The sequence below is a fragment of the Pseudomonas sp. FP603 genome (assembly GCF_030687415.1).
Lineage (GTDB): Bacteria > Pseudomonadota > Gammaproteobacteria > Pseudomonadales > Pseudomonadaceae > Aquipseudomonas > Aquipseudomonas wuhanensis.
Window position 1 is genome coordinate 6,150,287 of record NZ_CP117431.1, and the last position, 18,479, is coordinate 6,168,765.

The following is an 18,479-nucleotide window of genomic DNA, read 5'->3' on the forward strand; positions in this document are numbered from 1 at the left end:
ATGCTCAAACCGGCGCTGCTCATCCTGATTTGCCTGACGTTGCTGGGCCTGTCGATCCGTTTGTTCTACAACGGTCTGCGCCAGACCGGCATCGATCGAACCCTCGGTCGCTTGATGCAGGGGCAACCGCAACTGGCGGTGGCGAAATCATCCTGGGCAGGCCTGGAACGAGCCTTTCTACGTGCCGGCCTCGGTCGTCCCACCGAGCGCCTGGGGTTGTGGCTATTGCTCTGGGCCCTGGGCATCTTGCTGGGTTTTGCCCTCGCGAGCTGGATCGGTTTGCTGGTGATGTTGCTGATGCCGCCCCTGGCTTTGCGGCTGTACATCAGTTGGTGCTACCAGCGCCGGCTCAAGCGCATGATCGAACAACTGCCACCGTTGCTCGATCACACGGTGCGCAGTCTGAAGTCCGGGCGCACCCTGGCCGATGCCGTGCTGGTCGCCATCGACGCCGCCGAAGACCCACTGAAAAACGCCATGGGCCGGATTCAACGCAACGTGCACTTGGGCGTCAGCCTGCCTGACGCTGTCACGGACTTCGCCGAACTGTACGAGAAAGACGAGTTTCGCTTGTTCGCATTGGGCCTGAAGGTCAATCACCGCTATGGCGGCAACGCCAGTGAACTGTTTGAGAACCTGATCAAAATGATCCGCGAACGAGACCAGGCTGCGCGCCAATTACGCGCCATGACGGGCGAAACCCGCATCACGGCGCTGGTGCTGGCCCTGATGCCCGTGGGGCTCGCCGCTTACTTCTTGCTGTCCAATCCGAAATACCTGCTCGCCATGTGGAACAGCAGCTCGGGGCAAATGATGCTCGCGACCGCGTTCGGCCTGCAGGTCGTGGGTTGCCTGGCGCTGTGGCGCATGTTGCGTAGCGTATGAAAATAGCCCTGCTGATCAGCGCACTGTTGTTTCTGGCGGCCACGCTGTTGCTGCTCAGTGGGCTGCTGGACCAGCATCGGCGTGCTCGCCAGGTGGCTCAACGACTGGACGGCAAACCGCTGAGCGACCACCGCGTCAGTCACTGGTTGCAAGCGCTGGGCGACAGCCGCATCGGTCAGCGCTCGGTCAAACTGGACAACGAAACCCAAATGCTGCTCAACCGCCTCGGCTGGCGCAGCGCCCGGCAACGCTCGCTGTTCGCTGCCTGCCAGATCGGCATACCGGTGCTTGCGTTGGTCCTGAGTCTGTTGATCCAGAGCGTGTTCTTCCCGCAGGTGAACAACCACTGGATCACCCCGGCCTTCGCCACCGCCCTCGGTTATTTGCTGCCCAAACGCTTGCTGGCCGCCGCCGCGTACCGTCGGCAAAGACAACTGGCGATCGAGATTTCGACCTTCATTCCACTGCTGCGCATCCTGTTCGAATCCGGCATGGCGGTGGAGCAGTCGTTGCGCGTGCTGAGCATCGAAGGCAAACAATTACTGCCGGCCCTGACCCATGAACTGCGCCTGATACTGACGCGGGTCGATTCCGGTCTGGAGCTTGGCGAAGAACTGAACAAGGCCACCCAGTTACTGGCGGTGGACGAGTTCACTGACACCTGCGTAATTCTTCAGCAACTGATCCACCAGGGCGGCGGCGCCATGAAATCACTGCTGGGACTCAAAATGCTGCTCGATGACCGACGCCTGACACGCTTGCAGGAATACATCTCCAAGATGTCCGCGAAAATGTCCGTGGTGATGATGTTGTTTCTCTTCCCCGCGCTACTGATCGTACTGGCCGGCCCCAGCTTCACCGCTTTGGCCCGGGCCTTTGTTCGTTGAAAGACCAACGGCGATCCCGTAGGAGAGAGGCTGTGGCCAGGGGGCTTGCCCTATGCCAGTCAGTTAAGGGGGATATTGAATCTGTGGCGAGGGGGGGGTCAGCTGTGTTGCGCAGTTTTTGGTATGGCCACGTTATCCAGCATCCGGTTCACCGCCAGTTCTGCCAGCATGACGATCTGTTGAATCGCCATCACCGTGTGCCGGTGCGGCCCTTCCAGATACCCCGCAATATCACTCGCCATCACACTGGCCTGGGCCAACGATTCACAGGTGTGGGCCAACAGGTCTTCGTCTTTGATATCCGGCGCAACCATGTACATCGTGCTCGGCTTGCGGGCCACGGGTGATTTGAGGGCGGATGGGTTGAGATAGTGGTCGAGCGCGCGGTTAGCGGCGTCGTGGAATTTTTTTGAATCAGCAGATTCGTAAGGGGAAACGTTGTCGGTTTCTGGGGGATTTGGGGTTGCTTTGAACATGGTTACACCTCTGGGATGAAATGGAGCCACTTCCAAATTGCCGCGATGCAATTTGGGGTGGCAGCTGTACGCGGGTTCGCGGACCGATCCCTGAGGCTTGCTCGGCATACCCGAAGGTATCCCGCGCACAGTCGCCATGACACGAAACGACAGACACCCAAAAGTGTTGTAGTTCGGTGGAGCGATTATGCCTCAAGAATCGAGCCGCGACGCCCGGTCGCTGAATTGTCAGCGACGGACAAAGGCTAGAGACGCAGCGTCCGACGGGCAACCTGAAAAACATGTGGGAAGGTTCTGATGTTTTTACTGATCAATAAACATCGCTGTCTGTAAGGCCGCCATCGCGGGCAAGCTCCCACAGTGGAGAGGCGTGCACCCGCCCCTCACCACTCAACAGGCCGAGCGTTAGCTTGCCTGCAGCTTTTGATCTGGCTTTTGATTTTGATCCACCCGCCCCTTCGGGAGGCTGAGAGGAGGTGTTCATCTGGGGATTGGCGCGCAGCGCCGTTCGACGCAGTCGAACCCATCGCATGTAGGTCGTAGCGAAGCAGACCGTAGGGCGATGCCCCCAGATGGATACCGGAGCGAAGGAACGCCGAGCCTCAGCGAGGGGCCGGACGCTTGGGGCGAGACCTTTTGGTTCCTTTTGGGGCGTTTGCCAAAAGGGACTCGCCGTAAGGGCGAAACCATAAGCCGCCGTTACCGCAGAAATGGATATGTACACCAATGAAACAGCGTACACCCGAAAAAACTCAGTGCGCAGTAAGCCGCCGCACACCAGCATTACCAGGCGACAACGCCAACGCCACCTGCGTGCGGTTATGCATATGCGTCAACCGCAACACCTGCGACACATAAAGCTTCACCGTGTTCTCGGTAATCCCCAACTCACAGGCAATCTGATAATTGGTCTGCCCCTTGCCCACCAACCGCGCCACTTCCAACTGCCGCGGCGACAGCTGATTGAAAACCGCCGGCATCTCCACCCGCGCCACCTCACTGACTCCGTCAGCCGAATCAGATAAAGGCATCGAGGACGGTCCCCGACGAACCTTGTCCAGATCCTGATACAGCTCGTCGATCGACTCACAAAGGTACTGCAACTTCTGACTCAAATGCCCCAACTGCAGGTTTTTTTGCCGCTCCTGCAAGACCACCTCCTGGCGCTGCAAACCTTCAAGCAACTCCGCCAGATCTATCGGTTTCTGATAGTAGTCAGCAAACCCGGCGCGCAATGCCTTGATCACATCCTGCTTGTCTGCGCGACCGGTGAGCATGATCGCCTCGAACGCCCGGTGCTTGCCGGACAGCTGTTGCAACGTCTGGACGAGCTGAATGCCATCCATGTCAGGCAGCTGCAAATCACAGAGCACCAGACCGATATCCTCATACTCATTGAAACGCTCGATCGCCTGCTTGCCGGACTGACAAGGAACACAGCGATAACCATTGCGCTCGATGAACTCGCACAGCTCTTCGACAATCAATGGTTCGTCATCGACCACAAGGACTTTTATTGCCGAGATACGCTTGTTCACGTGTCACTCCATGCCAAGTCTGGCTTGACCGTTCCTGAACCCACGACCCATAGGCTGTACAACAACTGTTGTTGAAAGTAGACGCACTTTCCAACTATGTACATAGAACGAGTGGCGCCCGGCGACTAATGCATCCAGACCAGAGTGAGCAACATGCCCACCAGTACGAACGGCGCAAAGGGCTGCTTTTTTGACGTTCCAGGTCCCAGGTAACGAAGACGATCTCTAAGCCCCTGCCCCATATACAGCCAGAGTCTTGGCGCCAACAGCAGCCAGAACACACTGGCCAATCCGGCGCCGATGAAACCGCCGAGCAGGTGCATACCGTCCGTCGCAAGGCCCAGCGTCGCCATCAGTTTCACGTCGCCCGCCCCCAGACGTTTCAATGCATAACCGGGCAAGGTGAAGGCCAGTGCCAACAACAAAGCCCAGCCGCCCTGTACCGCCTCGGCCCCCAACCATGTGGTGCCTGTCCACAATAGATACGTCAGCGCCAGTACACCCGCACCAAGGGTCAGGCCATTGGCGATGTGCCGCTCTCGGACATCCTGTGCTGCGCAAAGCGTCAGCCAGATCAGTAGGACAAAGTTCTGCATCCGGTAAAAAACGTCCGTTTTGGCTGAATGATTCTATGCTGATACTACGTCGTGATGGTCAGGGTAGACGCACTCATGAAAACAGGCCTCCCCCGCAAACAAAAAGGTGCCGTGGCGATTGAGTTCGCTTTGGTGTTCATCATCTTTTTCGCCGTGTTTTATGGGTTGGTCAGTTACAGCCTGCCGCTGTTGCTGATGCAATCATTCAATCAATCGACGGCCGAAGCGGTGCGCCGCAGTGTGGCGCTGGACCCGAGCACCGCCAATTACGACACCGCCGTCAGAAACATAGCAACTACCGAACTGACCCGGCAGCTGGCCTGGATTCCTGCCGCGCTGAACTTCAATGTGGCCACCGACGCCAGCGCCACCTACACCGGTGGGGTGCTGACGGTCACCATCAACTACCCCACCAGTAAACTGAATCAAGTCCTGCCGTTTTTGGTGCTGCCGGGGATCGGCTCGGTGCCCAATCTGCCGGCGACCCTTACCGCCCGATCGAGCCTGCAATTTTGAGTTCCGGAGACAAGCTCTTCGGGCGCCTGCTCAATCGCCAACCGCCACAGCCCTCGAACAGTGCGGACACGCCGAGCGTGCAACGTTTCGGTTTGCAGCTGCATCTGAATGACGAGGGCCGAGTGATTCAACTGAGCGGCCCCCTGCGGCATCTGCTGGCGCAACAAATGCCCGGCGCACAGGCACCGCATCTGCTCGATTACCTCATGCCCCATAGCGGCCTGTCGGTCGAAGGCGCGCCTGCCGAGTGGCAGGGACAGAGTCTGGACCTGGATTTTTTCAGCCTCGGCGAACAACCTCTGCATCTGCGTGGCTGGGTACAGCCGTTGGGCGAAAACTGGTTGTTGCAGTTGATCGACATCGGCGACCTGCTGCTCGAACGCCGACAAGCGCGCAGCCGCGAACAATGTCAGTTGCTCGCGGCGCAGATCAGCGAACAGTTGCGCCTGTGCAGCCTGACACGCTTGCCCGAGGTGCTGGTGGAGCAACTGCAAGGCCTGGCCCAGCGTTTTCAGATCCCGTGCATCGCCATGGCCTTGCTCGACGAACAGGCAGAGGGTTGGCTGATCCACCAGCATTACGCGGCCTTCGATGCACCCGGGTTGTGGGAAATCGATCAACGCCTGGGGACCGGCCTCGACAGTTTGAATGGCTCCGCCCCCCAACAACTGATCCCCAGCGAACACCCGCGCCTGCAAGGCATCTTCGGCAATGCCGAAGGGTTCGCCGTGCCTTACCACAATGCCTTGGGCGTGGTCGCCTGGTTGCTCTGTGGTTTCTACCCGGTGCAACAGCGTGCCCCCGACCTGAGCGAGCGCGACTGGTTACAACTCACTGCGGCCCTGGCCGGCCCGCTGCTTGAGCGCTTGCGCGAGCATCAGCACCATCTGCAACTGGAGCGGCTGGAGTCTCTGCAAGCCTTGCTCGGCACCGGTTGGTGGGAGGTCTTCAGCGACACCGCCGAGGTGCAATTGGCGCCGTCGCTGGCCAGTACGCTGAACCTTGCGAACACTCGTTTGCCGCTGCACGACTGGCTCGAACAGATCCACCCCGCCGACCGTGAAGAGCTGACGATGCGCCTGCAAACCTTGCAGGACGAAGGCACGCCGTTGCTGCTGTGCGTGCGCCTGCATCGCCCCGACGCGGTGCAAACGTCGATTTGGTATCGACTGCAAGGGCAAGCACTGGGCCTCGGCAGAAACCGGCGGCTGGTGGGCTTCATGCTCGACATCAGCGACATCAAAAATCAGCAGCAGAACGCCGCTGCCGCCCATGCCCGGCTGGACAACCTGATCGCCAGTTCACCGGCGGTGATCTACGTGCAGCGCTATGTCGAAGGTGCGTTGCAACCGACATTTTTCAGCGACAGCCTGTTGCCGCTGCTCGGTTGGTCGCTCGCCGATTGTGCCGCCGGCGCGCTGGTGGAACGGGTCCATCCCGAGGACCGCGACCGCTATTTCGAACGCACCCGGCAACTGCTGCGCGAAGGTTCGGTGCGTGCCCGTTATCGGCTGCGCGACAGCCGCGGCGATTACCACTGGCTGCTCGACGAAGCCAAACTGCTGCGCGACGATCTCGGGCTGCCGGTGGAAGCCGTGGGGCTGTGGCTGGATGTCACCGAAGCGACCCTGGCCGCCGAGAAAGTAAAACAGAGTGAAGAGCGCTATCGGATCCTGGTGGAAGATTCCCCGGCGATGATCTGCCGCTACCTTCCTGACCTGACGTTGACCTTCGGCAATCGCCCGCTGGCGACCTATCTGGAATGCCAGCCCGAGCAATTGCCGGGGGTGAACCTGGGCAGCTGGATGTCGCCGGTACAGCGCGAAGCGTTCCTCCAGCGCCTCAGTCGACTGAGCCCGGAGTTCCCGGTCAGCACCGCGCAAATCAACCTGCAACTGCCGGGACGGGAACACGCCTGGTGGGTCTGGTCGGATCGCGGAGTGTTCGACGAGCAGGGTCGCTTGCTGGAGATTCAAGCCGTGGGCCGCGACAACACCGAGGTCCGGCGCGCCCAGCAACAACTCACCCAGAGCGCGAAAATGGCCACCCTCGGCGAAATGGCCACCGGGCTGGCCCATGAAATCAATCAGCCGCTGAACGTGATGCGCATGGCCATCGTCAATGTGCTCAAGCGTCTGAGCAATGGCGATGTGCAAATCGATTACCTGACAGACAAACTCAACCGCATCGACGCGCAAGTCCAGCGCGCCGCGCGGGTGGTGGATCACATGCGGGTATTCGGTCGACGTTCAGAGATCGAGCAGCACCCGTTCAATCCGGCTCAAGCCATCGAGGGCACGCTGTCACTGCTGTCCGAAGGGATGCGCGGAAAAGGCGTCGAGCTGCGGGTCAGCGAGACCGGATTTGAAGTGCAAGTGCGCGGTTATGTCGATCAACTGGAACAGGTGCTGATCAATCTGATGGTCAATGCGCGGGATGCGCTGCTGAGCAAACGCGAGGCCGACCGAGAGTTCAAACCGTGGATTTCGGTGTATGCCGAACGTGATGAATACTCGGTGCGACTGTGGGTCGAGGACAACGGCGGCGGTATCGATCCACGGTTGCTGGAACGGATTTTCGAACCGTTCTTCACCACCAAACCGGTGGGCATCGGCACCGGGCTCGGGTTGTCGGTGAGTTACGGCATCGTCGAAAACATGGGCGGCAAGTTGAGTGTAAGAAACTCGACCGAGGGCGCGCGGTTTTGTATCGAGTTGCCGATTGCCACGGACAATCAGATCACCAGCGTCGCGCGCCCCGAATGACAGCTGAGATTGGCGCCGACGTCGACCTTGTTCAAATCGATCCCGAGGCTTAGCAGCAAGGTATTGATCAAGCTGTCGAGCAACGGGCTGAGCACGCTGTTGATCGCGCTGATCAGCAAGGTGGTGACGTTGCTCAGGATGGCTCCCAGACCGCTGACAAGACTGCCCGACGGGCCATACATGTCCACGTGAATGTTAAGCGGGGTGTCGAGCAGGTTGCTGACAATACTGCTGGTGGTGAACGAGTAGTAGAACGGTGGCTGATTGATTTCCGGCAGGCTGGTGGCAGGTGGTGCGGAATAGATATGGGAAATGTTGGCGTTCGCCGCCACGCTGGTGTCGGCAACGATATCGATGCCGCCACCGACGCCGGGCACACGCGGATCGCAGGTAATGGGCAAGAACAGCAGCCGGCGACAGGTTTTGATCCCGATATCGATCACCTTCAACGGCTGCACCATGACTGCCGGCGGCGTGGTGTTGCTGCCGAACATACTGGCCGCATCGATCCGGCCTATTTTCAGATTCACCAGCGACGTAGTGGTGTTGGTGGTCAGGGTCTTATTGGTGTTGCTGATGCAGCTGTAGGCCGTGACGTAACTGTTGGCACTGGCGACGTCCAGCGCAACGTCGAGCCGTATCGGCCCCGGCAACACCATAATGTCAGGCGTCTGGCAGGGCACGCCGATGGCACAGGTCAGTGAATTGAGCACCGCCACCAGGTCGAGATTGAGCAAGGCATTGAGGGTGTTGGTCAACGGTCCTGCCAGATCCGCCGCCGCATTGACCAGCGCCGCGATGGCGTCCAGCGCTGGCAAGTCGATCGACAGCAATGTGCGAACCTGCGCTGTTCTCACGTAGATCCGATTGGGTCCCAATGGATTCAGCGCCGCGTTTTTCGGGTTGCCGATTGCCGAGAGTTGCGGCGGTTCCAACACTTGCACCCGGGCCGTGATTTGCGCCAGCCCCGCCAGATTGATCGGCACCGTTGCCACCAGACCGTTGTTCTTGTTGGCCAGTTGCACGATGCCTTCGATCAGGTTGAACACACTCACCGTAGTCGCGAACGTTGAGATATCGCTACCGCTCTCGACGTGCAGCATATTGCCCAGCACCACGGTGGTCGAGCCAGCGGCAACCTTGAGTGCTTGCAGCCCGACGATGGTCGCCGTCGCGCCGAGAGTGCCGCCGGGGTCCAGCACATTGACGGCAGTCTGGATCAGTTGACTGACGGCCACCGAAGCGCCCAATACCTGGCCATACCCGGCGGCGCTGAGGCCAAGGTCGACCTTCAGCCGATCGAGGTAACTCAGCAGGCTGATGTTGGTGTTCACCAAACCGTTCCAGCCTGCCACGGACAGGTTCAGATTGCCGCCCAGTAAACCGCCGAACAGCCCATTGAGCGTGTCCGACTTGCTGCTATCGATGTTCAGCGCCGTCGTGCGGATGGTCAGCGATGCCAGCGGAGGTGGCAACGCTGCGACGGCGGTCGCGGTCAGGTTGAGGGTCGCCCCGGCTGGAGCACCGCCAAACACGGCGCCGATGCCACCGGCAAAACTCTGCGGGATCGAATGGCTGACGATCACCCGAATGGCTTCGCTGCTGCTCGGATCAGCCGTAAAAACCCGAAGATTATTGGCGTCCAGGGTCAAGGCGCCACAGGCGACCGTCAGGCTGCGCGTAGGGTCAGGAAGGGTGAAATTGTTGCGATTTGCGCTGGCGGTGGCGTAGGCGGTAGCGGTGGCACCTGTGGCGCAATCACCGTTACGCGTGGCAGCCTCCAGCGCGGCCATATCCGCCACCCGTTGCAAGCTGCGTTTTTCCAGGTACAGGCGGCCGCTGTCGACCACCAGCAGCAGGAACACCAAGGCCATGCCCAGAGCCAGCACCGCCATCAATCCGATCGCTCCCCGTTGCCGGGCCGGGCTATGAAACTGCAAGCAGGGAGACATGGCTCACTCCTTTGCCGGCGCACTGCCGCGGGCTACCTCCAACGATGTGAAGCAGTGTAGACAAGGGTCCGCCAGATTGCTGGCAACATGCTACTGCCGATGACAAAGAAACCATGAGGAGCGAGCCTGCTCGCGATGACGGCGGCACATCTGAAGTTGATGTGACTGACAGACCGCTATCGCGAGCAGGCTCGCTCCCACAGTGGATCGGTGGTGTTGGTTTAGTGTGGTGGATAGTTAGCCAATATCCGCGCGACCGTCTCGCGGATCGTATTGCTGCGGTCCTGTGGATTCGGTGTGCGGCTGAGCGTCTGCTCGTCGCTGCCGCGCCACACCAGTTTGCCGTCCTTGCCATCGAGCAGGTCGACCTGGATGGTCGCCACCTTGTAGCTGATGTTGCGGGTTTCGTTGTACATCGGCCCGCCCCAGTAGCCGTACCATGGGCCACCATAACCGCCGCCATAGTGGGTGGTCACCTGTTGCTGGCGATCTTCGACGATCAGGTAGGCCTGTACCTTCAGGTCCGAGCTGGCACCGGCGGCGGCCGGGCGCAAGCCGCGTTGATCCAGCTGATCAGCAACGGACTGACGGATGCGTTGTTCGGTCAGGTCACTCTTGATCCGTGGATCATCGGGACGGTATTGCACGGCGGGCTCTTTCCAGCTCCAGCTACGATAGGCGGCAAAGTCGCGGCTGGCATCGAAGTCATGATTGACCTGGTTGGCGGCGCAGGCAGTGAGCAGCGCGGCCATGGCCAGTAAAACGAGACGGCGGAACATGATTTTTCTCCGATTGAAGACATGATCCAGCGGGATGCTTCCTTTACAGGAAGCTAACTAGGAGGATACGCCGACATGGCCTTTTCGACAGCTTCGCGTATGGCATCGGCACGCTCGCTCTGGCTGCCCTGACTGCTGGTTTCGGCACTGGCACTCCATACCGGCTGGCCGGTGCTCGCGTCGAACAGATCGACGCGCACCACCACGACTTGTACCTGATAAGTGCGGATGACCGGCACCGTGTTGTACATGCCGTAACCGCTGCCGTAGCGGTTGTAACCGCCGTAACCGCCGCCGTAATAACCGCCGCCGTAACCATAGTCGTCCTGGACCTGACGCAAACGGGTTTCCAGATGCAAATCGGCGCTGACCCACAGGTCCGCCGGGCGGTTGTCGTGCAGTGGGCGTAAGCCGCGTTGATCGAGGGCATTGCTGACCGCTTCAGCTACCTGCTCCGAGTCGGCCCAGGCTGTGCCCGGTGGCAGGCGCCCGTTGAGCCAGGCCCAGCTGCGGTAGCGCCCGTAATCCCGTGGCGGCGCCGGGTAGGCGCTGCGATCGAAGGTGGTGGCGGCCTGAGGCGGTGCCGGCGGCAGGGGATTGGAGGTCGCGACATAAGGGTTGCTGCCCTGACAGGCCGCCAACCCGAGACAGATCACCAGCAACCCTGAACGACTTTTCATATTGCGCTCCGATCAGATCGGCCGACAGATCCAGTGCAAATAGCGCCCAAGCCCGGCGAAACTTGGGTGACGGCGGTGAGCCAGTTCCATTTCCAGCAAGTCCGGCAGTTCGACGCGGGCCTGGAATTCCACCGGCATGTAGTCGTAAAAAACCCGCACCCCACTCTGGGTTTCGACTTGCCACATGCTCTCAAGTTGCGCCGCCAGTTCCCGTGGATCCAGTGGCTGCTGTGGAGTCAGGCTCTGCTTCTCGCCGGCCATGTCGTTCTTGCGCATCTTGCGGAAATGACCCTTGAGCAGGTTGCGGTAGATCAACGCATCGCGGTTGTAGAACGCCAGGGACAACCAGCCGTCCGGCCTCGTCAACTGATGCAGTACCGGCAAAATCGCATGGGGTTCGGCCAGCCATTCCAGCACGGCGTGGCACAGCACCAGGTCGTAGGGTTCGGTGAGCTGACCGAGCAGGTCCTGCCACGGCGCCTGAATGAATGTCGCCGTCTGCCCGGCTTCGGCGAAGCGCTGACGGGCGCCTTCAAGCATCGGTTCGGCGGGCTCGGCGAGGGTCACCTGATGACCGCGCTCGGCCAGCCACAACGACATGTGGCCCAGGCCGGCGCCGATGTCCAGTATGCGCAACGGGCGGTCCGGCAGGGTTTCGGCCAGGTCGGCCTGCAGCACGGCGAGACGGATCGCACCTTTGGCGCCCCCGTAGATTTTTTCGGCGAAGCGAGTCGCCAATTGATCGAAATGACGGTCGCTCATCAACTGAACCGCCGTTCGCTGTCCGCGAGTTTGCTGCGTACCACTTCATTCATGTCCAACCCCAACTCGCTGCATAGCAGTAGTAGATACAGCACGATGTCGCCGACTTCCTGCCCGACATGAGCGAGCTTGTCCGCCGGCAACTCGCGCGACTGGGCTTCGGTCAGCCACTGGAAAATCTCCACCAGCTCGGACATTTCCACGCTCGCGGCCATGGCCAGGTTTTTCGGGCTGTGAAATTGCCGCCAGTCATTGCGGTCACGAATGGCATGCAGGCGTTCGGTCAGTTCAACAAGGTTCATCGGGCTCTCCTGAAGGCGTATAGCTTCAGGGGGATGGCGGGTGAAGGCAAGTGGCAGCGTTGTGCCTGCGTACTTGCGCCATACTCAAAAAGAATCGCAGCCTTCGGCAGCTTCTACGGGAACCCGGGAGCACGATCGATAGCCCAAGGCTCGGATCCGGCAACTACGCCATCATTCCATCAGGACGTACACATGCAGGTAGAAAGCTTTTTCGAATGGCTCGGCCAGATAATCGGGTCGGCCATCCGGTTCATCATCGACGCCCTCAGTGGTCTGTTCAACCTGTTGAGCAACGCCGGCAGCAATTTTGTCGAAGGGTTGGCCCAGGCCCTGGGCATGGAAACTTCGATCATCAGCATCATCACGCTGATCATCGGGCTGATGCTGCTGTGGGCAGCGATCCGCGCCTTCATGAACGCGTCGATCATCATGGGGATTATCTGGTTGTTGCTGGGGTTGTGGTTGCTGAGCTGGATTATTCACTAACCCCCCCCACATTGGATCTGTGATGTTTTGTAGATTACGTTCACTTGGCTGAACACAATCTGCCGCTACAATGCAGGCGCCCCAAGGAGCCTGCATGCCCAACCTGATTGCCGACTGGCGCGACCGTCCGACCCATCGTCGAGTCTGGGCGCTCGCCGCCCCGATGATTCTCTCGAATATTTCCGTTCCGCTGGTAGCGCTGGTTGACAGTACCGTCATCGGCCATCTGCCCCATGCTCATCAACTCGGCGCCGTCGCGGTGGGCGCCAGTCTGTATACCTTTCTTGCCTGGGCCATGGGCTTTCTGCGCATGGGCTCCACCGGGTTTGCCGCCCAGGCTGCCGGGCGCGGGGATGGCGCAGCGTTGCGGCAGATTTTGCTGCAAGGTCTGTTGTTGGCCATGGGCCTGGCCATTTTGTTGGGCGCATTGGGCGTGCCGTTGAGCGGGGTCGCGTTGCACTTCATGCAACCGTCGGCGGAGCTGGATCAACTGACCCGCGACTTCTTCCACACACGGCTGCTCGGCCTCCCTGCGGCGCTGGCCAGTTACGCGCTGGTGGGCTGGTTCCTCGGCACCCAGAACGCTCGGGCTCCGCTGGCGATTCTGCTGAGCACCAACCTGGTCAACATCGCGCTGAACCTGTGGTTCGTGCTCGGCCTGGAGTGGGGCGTGGTCGGCGCGGCCCGGGCCTCGGTGATCGCCGAGTGGACCGGCGCGCTGATCGGCCTGTTCATGACCCGCAAAGCCCTGCGCGCCTACCCCGGCCATATCGCCTGGGCCGCGCTGGCGTTGTGGCAGAGTTGGCGCCCATTGCTGGCGGTCAATCGCGACATCTTCATCCGCAGCCTGGCGTTGCAGTCGGTGTTTTTCCTGATCACCGTGCAGGGCGCGCGGCTGGGCGATGCCACGGTCGCCGCCAATGCGTTGCTGCTCAACGGCCTGCTGCTGACCGCCCACGCGCTGGACGGTTTGGCCCACGCGGTCGAAGCACTGTGCGGACACGCCATCGGCGCTCGCGACCGAGAGGCCCTGCGCCGCTCATTGGTGGTGGCGTGCGGGTGGTCGTTGCTGGCGAGTGTGGGGTTTGCCTTGCTGTTTCTGTTCGCCGGGCACCTGTTCATCGAGATGCAGACCGACATCCAGAGCGTGCGCGACACCGCGTTCCTTTACCTGCCTTACCTCGCGGTGCTGCCGCTGATTGCCGTCTGGAGTTACCTGCTCGACGGCCTGTTCATCGGCGCCACCCGCGCCCGGGAAATGCGCAACGGCATGCTGCTGACGTTGATCCTGCTGCTGCCCTTCGCCTGGGCGCTGCAAGGCTTGGGCAACCACGGACTGTGGATAACCTTCCTGTTGTTCATGTTGCTGCGCAGCCTGACCCTTGGCGCGTTCGCCTGGTACTTGCGCAAGCAAGACAGCTGGCTCAAGGGATGACGAGGGTCAGCTTCAGGGGTGATCGTTCTGCCACTGGTTGCGCAGGCTATCGAGACGCTCCTGCTGGGTGGCTCCCGACAACGGCTGCCCGGCCACTGCGTCGGGATGCTGCAAGCGCAACCATAACCAGTCATCGAGCACCGGGCGTTCGCTGAAACCCAGCGCCAGCCCTTCCTGCAGGTAAGCCCACAAGCTGTTGTAGTCGGTGTCGGTGGATCGGCTCCAGCGCCAGGCGTGTTGTTCCAGCAGACAGCTTTGCAAGGTATCTCGCTGACGCAGGCTGAGGCTTTCTTCGATGGCCAGGGGCCTGACGGCAAGCCGCGGATTGAACAACTGCTGCCAGCCCTGACAGCCAATGGCCCGATCGGCCCAGGTGCCACCGAACCAGCGCAACTGATCGATCGGACCTAGCCAGCGACTCAGCTCCTGCGCATCGCAGGCATCGAAAAAATAACTCGCTGTGTGTGGGTTGTAGTAACTCAACAAGGCCCGATGATGCAGACCCAAGGTGACCGCGAGCATGCGTCGCAAATGCTCCAGCAGCTGCGATGAAGAGGCTTCACTGACCAGCAGCAACCCGCTCCAGCTGTGTGGCGCACTTTGGCACAGCTCGGCCAGTGCCGGGCATTCGCGAAGGTCGACCAACACCGGCCCGTGCTCACGCAACGGGTGAAATTCGGTGCCTTCGAACAGCCGGAACCATCGGACATGAGCAAACTGTTGCCGCAAACTCGCACCGGCCTGAGACTCGCCCGGTACATCGAGCAACAGCCATTGCGGGGTCGAGTCGGGCGCCTGAACGGCGATCATGCCGCACCGCTCTGGCCGAGCTGCATCGCCGCCCGGCAGGTGCAAAGGGCCTGCGCGCAATGACTGAAACTGCCGCCGCCGGGCAGCAGGCACAGGAGCACCAAGGGTTCGCTGGATTGCAGCAAGCACTGCAAGCCCTCGAGCACCGGGCTGACATCGGTCGTCAAGGAGGGTTGCAGGTCGGGTATGACTGGCTCTGCACTGGAGGCTGCGCCGGGAAGAAATCCGCTGATCAAGGGTTGATCCGGATCGCCTTCGATAAAGCTCACCAGCACCTGCGCCCCTTCACTCAACGGCAGGGTGCCAGCGCCTTGCAGCTCGGGAGCCAACGGCAACCAGCAGTGGCTGGGCGCTGCGCCCTCCCCCTGGTAAAGCCAGTCGAACTGCACCGCAACCGGTCTGGACAGATCCGGTTCAGACTCATCGACCTCGACCACCCACGCCCGCTGCAGACTGTGCATCCTGGGTTTCACGCCCGAATGAGGTGCCACGAAAGGCATTTCCTGCACAACGGCCCGTAGTTGGTTGCTATAAGGAAGCTCTGGTTCCTGCCCTCCCTGATGCTCGACATGGGTCAGTAGCCAGAGACGATTCCAGTCCCCACACGGGTGACCGGACAGCGGCATCAGTTGGCCGCTGCGCAGGGTCGCCAGATTCGTCTGGCCTTCGGCAATTTGCCCGCAGCCGTGCAGCTTGAACTGACGCACACCTGGTTGTTCGTTCTCACCCTTGAAGACGCTCTCTTCGCCACGGCTAAACTGCCCCAGGCCATCACCGAAAACCAGACAGTGTCCGCATGAGCGGTGTTCGAAGTAGTAATGAAGCCGTTCCTGGGCGCACAGACGCTGGAGAAACTGCAGGTCTGATTCCCGGTACTGCGTGCAGAAATCACGGGACGGGTAATCGCCGCTCAGGTCGAAGCGCCGATCCTTGCCGGCAATGCCGTGCTCCTTGAGTACTTGAGCGAGAATATCCGGCACCGAGCACTGGCTGAAGATTCGCTGATTGAAGCGCTGGGCCAGACACGCCAGCCTGGGTCCCAGACGCACACGGCATAGCCCGGGCTCACTGCCATGGCCGAGCTGAACGAGGCCCAGCAACTGCCCGTGAATACCCTGCCCCCGGGACCCGAAGTGCAAAAAGGCCGAGCGATACAGCAGGCTTGCGAGGTCCAGCGTCGGGTCATCGTTCAGCAGATCCACGTCGAACACAAAAGGCTTGCTGATGGCTTCACTACCGGTAAAGGCCAAGACCTCAAAGGAGTCGGGAAGACCCGCTATATCCAGACGAAATGACGGCTCGTTGGCTGGATCGAACATCGGCGATTCTCTACAGGAGGGGCGGCCGGGGATTCTCGCTGAGAGACATGGCCGAGTAGAGTGCCGAAGTACAACTTAGGAAATGACCTACGTGAAAAGAAGACCACATCGCTTGGATAGCCCGGTCTGTGGGTCATTTCGCTTGAAAAAAGAGAAGCGTCGCACCAGGTCATCTGAAATTTCCCCAAGGTATGGTGAATTTTCAGACAACCTGATGCGTGCAGTGCCTTACCTCAAGAAGACAGGTAAGACGAACGGGTCAGGCCCAGACGCAAGGCATCGAGGAACTGGGTGCGCTCGGCGGCGCTGATGCGGGCACTGGCGCACTTGTCGCGGTAGTGGGTCATCAGCTCTTCCGGCGACAAGTGCACGTAGCGCAGCATGTCTTCGATGGTGTCGTGGGTTTCGATACCGGCGTGGTACACGCTGCCGTCGGCGTTCTGGTAGATGTTCACCGAGTCGGTGTCACCGAACAGGTTGTGCATGTCGCCGAGAATTTCCTGGTAAGCACCCACCAGGAAGATCCCCAGCAGATAGTCTTCACCTTCGTTCAAACCGTGCACTGGCAAGCTGGTTTCGATGCTCTGCTCATCGACGTATTGTTTGATCTTGCCGTCGGAGTCGCAGGTCAGGTCTTGCAGCACCGCGCGGCGCAGCGGCTCTTCGTCGAGACGGTGCAGCGGCAGGATCGGCAGGACCTGGCCGATGGCCCAGGTGTCCGGCAGGCTCTGGAATACCGAGAAGTTGCAGATGTACTTGTCGGCCAGCTTGTCGTTGAGTTCGTCGAGCACCTGACGGTGGGAACGCTGACGGGCCTTCAATGAGTTGTGCAAGCGGCGGCAAACGGCGAAGTAGCATTGCTCGGCCAGGGCTTTTTGCGCCAGGGTCAACTTGCCATCGGCGTATTGAGTGGCCACGTCGCTCATGTAGTGCGTGGCGCGCCAGTAGGTCTCGGTGACCATTTCGATGTCGGTCGGGCCGAGCAGGTCAACCAGCCACTGCACGGTTTCCGGCAGCTCTTCCTTGTTATCGATCTTCGGCACGTCGTCGTTATGTTTCTCAACGTCGGTCACCTGCACCACCAGCATGGCGTGGTGAGCAGTCAGGGAGCGGCCGCTTTCAGAGAAGATGTTCGGGTGCGGCAGGCTCTGCGCGTCGCAGAACTCCTTGAGCATCCCGACCACGACACCGGCGTAATCGTCCATGTCGTAGTTGATCGAACTGGCGTTACGCGAGTGAGTACCGTCGTAGTCCACGCCCAAACCGCCGCCGACGTCGATGTGATCCACCGGCAGGCCAAGGTTGCGCAACTCGCCGTAGTAACGGATCGCTTCCTTGAAGCCGTGCTGGTAGTCCGCCAGGTTGGCGATCTGCGAGCCCATGTGGAAGTGCAACAGGCGAATGCCCTGATCCAGACCGGCAGCGCGGAAACGCTCGACCACCGACAGCAGTTGCGCCGCCGACAGGCCGAACTTGGATTTTTCGCCACCGGTGTCTGCCCACTTGCTCGACGCCAGGGACGACAGACGCACGCGCAAGCCGACCTGCGGCTTGACCTTGAGCGACGCCGCTTCTTCGATCACCAGACCGACTTCGGATTCTTTCTCGATCACGATGAACACGTTGTGACCGAGCTTCTGGCCCATCAGCGCCAGACGGATGAACTCGCGGTCCTTGTAACCGTTGCAGACGATGGTGCCGCCCTTCGGCGCCAGCGCCAGTACCGCCAGCAGTTCCGGCTTGGAGCCGGCTTCCAGACCGATGGAAACGTTCTGGGTGGCGATGATGTTTTCGATCACCGCTTCCTGCTGGTTGACCTTGATCGGGTACAGCGCGGTGTACTTGCTCTGGTATTCCAGGCGCTCGATGTTGGCGTCGAACGCGCCGGTCAGCTGACGTACGCGGTCTTGCAGGATGTCGGGGAAACGCACCAGCAACGGCAAGGACAAACCGCTTTTGCGCAGTTGGTCGACTTGCTCGAACAGGTCGATAGGCGAACTGGTCGGGCCGTTCGGACGAACTTCGACGCGACCGGCGTCATTGATCGCGAAATACCCGGCCCCCCAATGGCGAATCCCGTAAACACTGCGGCTGTCCGCAACTGTCCATTGGCTGCCATCGTCTTTGCGTGTGCGTCGTACGGACATCGAAGTCCCCTATAAAGAAGTCATAGAGCGTCGCCTTGAGTTCAGGCCGGCGCAGTCTAAAGAATGAAAATGACGGTTCGTCAACGAGGGGGTAGACCTCGCTGACTGCAGTGAGTTTAGAAACCGGTCATGAACAGGCTCTGT

17 protein-coding genes are annotated in these 18,479 nt (G+C 60.4%); 6 read left to right on the plus strand and 11 right to left on the minus strand.

The window, feature by feature from the left end; all coding sequences use genetic code 11:
* Both PSH65_RS28450 and PSH65_RS28455 read left to right on the plus strand, forming a co-directional pair.
* Positions 1-885, plus strand: coding sequence for a type II secretion system F family protein (locus PSH65_RS28450; RefSeq protein ID WP_305423759.1), 885 nt, complete (start codon positions 1-3; stop codon positions 883-885).
* Positions 882-1,772, plus strand: a complete 891-nt coding sequence (locus PSH65_RS28455; protein ID WP_305423760.1) for a type II secretion system F family protein — start codon at positions 882-884, stop codon at positions 1,770-1,772. The genes PSH65_RS28450 and PSH65_RS28455 overlap by 4 nt, the downstream gene beginning before the upstream one ends.
* Before the next feature lie 98 nt (positions 1,773-1,870).
* On the opposite strand, the gene PSH65_RS28460 is transcribed toward PSH65_RS28455, so the two are convergent.
* The 3 genes from PSH65_RS28460 to PSH65_RS28470 form a co-directional block, all read right to left on the minus strand.
* Entirely contained in the window at positions 1,871-2,248 is a 378-nt protein-coding gene (locus PSH65_RS28460; protein ID WP_305427062.1) for a DUF6124 family protein, read from the minus strand.
* A 752-nt stretch (positions 2,249-3,000) separates the two neighbouring features.
* On the minus strand, positions 3,001-3,786 hold the full coding sequence (locus PSH65_RS28465; protein ID WP_305423762.1) for a response regulator transcription factor: 786 nt from the start codon (positions 3,784-3,786) through the stop codon (positions 3,001-3,003).
* Between the two features lie 125 nt (positions 3,787-3,911).
* Entirely contained in the window at positions 3,912-4,382 is a 471-nt protein-coding gene (locus PSH65_RS28470; protein ID WP_305423763.1) for a prepilin peptidase, read from the minus strand.
* Positions 4,383-4,457: 75 nt separating this feature from the next.
* Between PSH65_RS28470 and PSH65_RS28475 the strand changes: the two genes are divergently transcribed.
* Entirely contained in the window at positions 4,458-4,898 is a 441-nt protein-coding gene (locus PSH65_RS28475; protein ID WP_237886605.1) for a TadE/TadG family type IV pilus assembly protein, read from the plus strand.
* Positions 4,895-7,663 carry a PAS domain-containing sensor histidine kinase gene (locus PSH65_RS28480; protein ID WP_305423766.1) on the plus strand — a complete coding sequence of 923 codons (2,769 nt, stop codon included), beginning with the start codon at positions 4,895-4,897 and terminating at the stop codon, positions 7,661-7,663. The genes PSH65_RS28475 and PSH65_RS28480 overlap by 4 nt, the downstream gene beginning before the upstream one ends.
* Here PSH65_RS28480 and PSH65_RS28485 read toward each other — a convergent pair.
* From PSH65_RS28485 to PSH65_RS28505, 5 genes are all read right to left on the minus strand, one after another.
* A complete protein-coding gene (locus PSH65_RS28485; RefSeq protein ID WP_305423767.1) occupies positions 7,633-9,615 on the minus strand; it encodes a pilus assembly protein TadG-related protein in 1,983 nt (660 codons plus the stop codon). The genes PSH65_RS28480 and PSH65_RS28485 overlap by 31 nt on opposite strands.
* A gap of 221 nt (positions 9,616-9,836) precedes the next feature.
* Complete coding sequence (locus PSH65_RS28490) at positions 9,837-10,394, minus strand: DUF4136 domain-containing protein (RefSeq protein ID WP_305423768.1); 558 nt, start codon at positions 10,392-10,394, stop codon at positions 9,837-9,839.
* Positions 10,395-10,447: 53 nt separating this feature from the next.
* Complete coding sequence (locus tag PSH65_RS28495; RefSeq protein ID WP_305423770.1) at positions 10,448-11,074, minus strand: DUF4136 domain-containing protein; 627 nt, start codon at positions 11,072-11,074, stop codon at positions 10,448-10,450.
* Positions 11,075-11,086: 12 nt separating this feature from the next.
* Complete coding sequence (locus tag PSH65_RS28500) at positions 11,087-11,836, minus strand: methyltransferase domain-containing protein (RefSeq protein WP_305423772.1); 750 nt, start codon at positions 11,834-11,836, stop codon at positions 11,087-11,089.
* Positions 11,836-12,138 carry a MazG-like family protein gene (locus tag PSH65_RS28505; RefSeq protein WP_305423773.1) on the minus strand — a complete coding sequence of 101 codons (303 nt, stop codon included), beginning with the start codon at positions 12,136-12,138 and terminating at the stop codon, positions 11,836-11,838. Before PSH65_RS28505 ends, PSH65_RS28500 begins: the two co-directional genes overlap by 1 nt.
* 192 nt (positions 12,139-12,330) lie before the next feature.
* On the opposite strand from PSH65_RS28505, the gene PSH65_RS28510 reads away from it, so the two are divergent.
* Complete coding sequence (locus PSH65_RS28510) at positions 12,331-12,624, plus strand: hypothetical protein (protein WP_305423774.1); 294 nt, start codon at positions 12,331-12,333, stop codon at positions 12,622-12,624.
* Between the two features lie 94 nt (positions 12,625-12,718).
* Entirely contained in the window at positions 12,719-14,059 is a 1,341-nt protein-coding gene (locus PSH65_RS28515; protein WP_305423776.1) for an MATE family efflux transporter, read from the plus strand.
* 12 nt (positions 14,060-14,071) lie between these two features.
* On the opposite strand, the gene PSH65_RS28520 is transcribed toward PSH65_RS28515, so the two are convergent.
* From PSH65_RS28520 to speA, 3 genes are all read right to left on the minus strand, one after another.
* On the minus strand, positions 14,072-14,869 hold the full coding sequence (locus PSH65_RS28520; RefSeq protein ID WP_305423778.1) for a DUF4123 domain-containing protein: 798 nt from the start codon (positions 14,867-14,869) through the stop codon (positions 14,072-14,074).
* Positions 14,866-16,188, minus strand: a complete 1,323-nt coding sequence (locus PSH65_RS28525) for a type VI secretion system Vgr family protein (RefSeq protein WP_305423779.1) — start codon at positions 16,186-16,188, stop codon at positions 14,866-14,868. Before PSH65_RS28525 ends, PSH65_RS28520 begins: the two co-directional genes overlap by 4 nt.
* Positions 16,189-16,421: 233 nt before the next feature.
* Positions 16,422-18,335, minus strand: a complete 1,914-nt coding sequence (speA, locus tag PSH65_RS28530) for an arginine decarboxylase (protein WP_008069058.1) — start codon at positions 18,333-18,335, stop codon at positions 16,422-16,424.
* Positions 18,336-18,479: the final 144 nt, after the last annotated feature.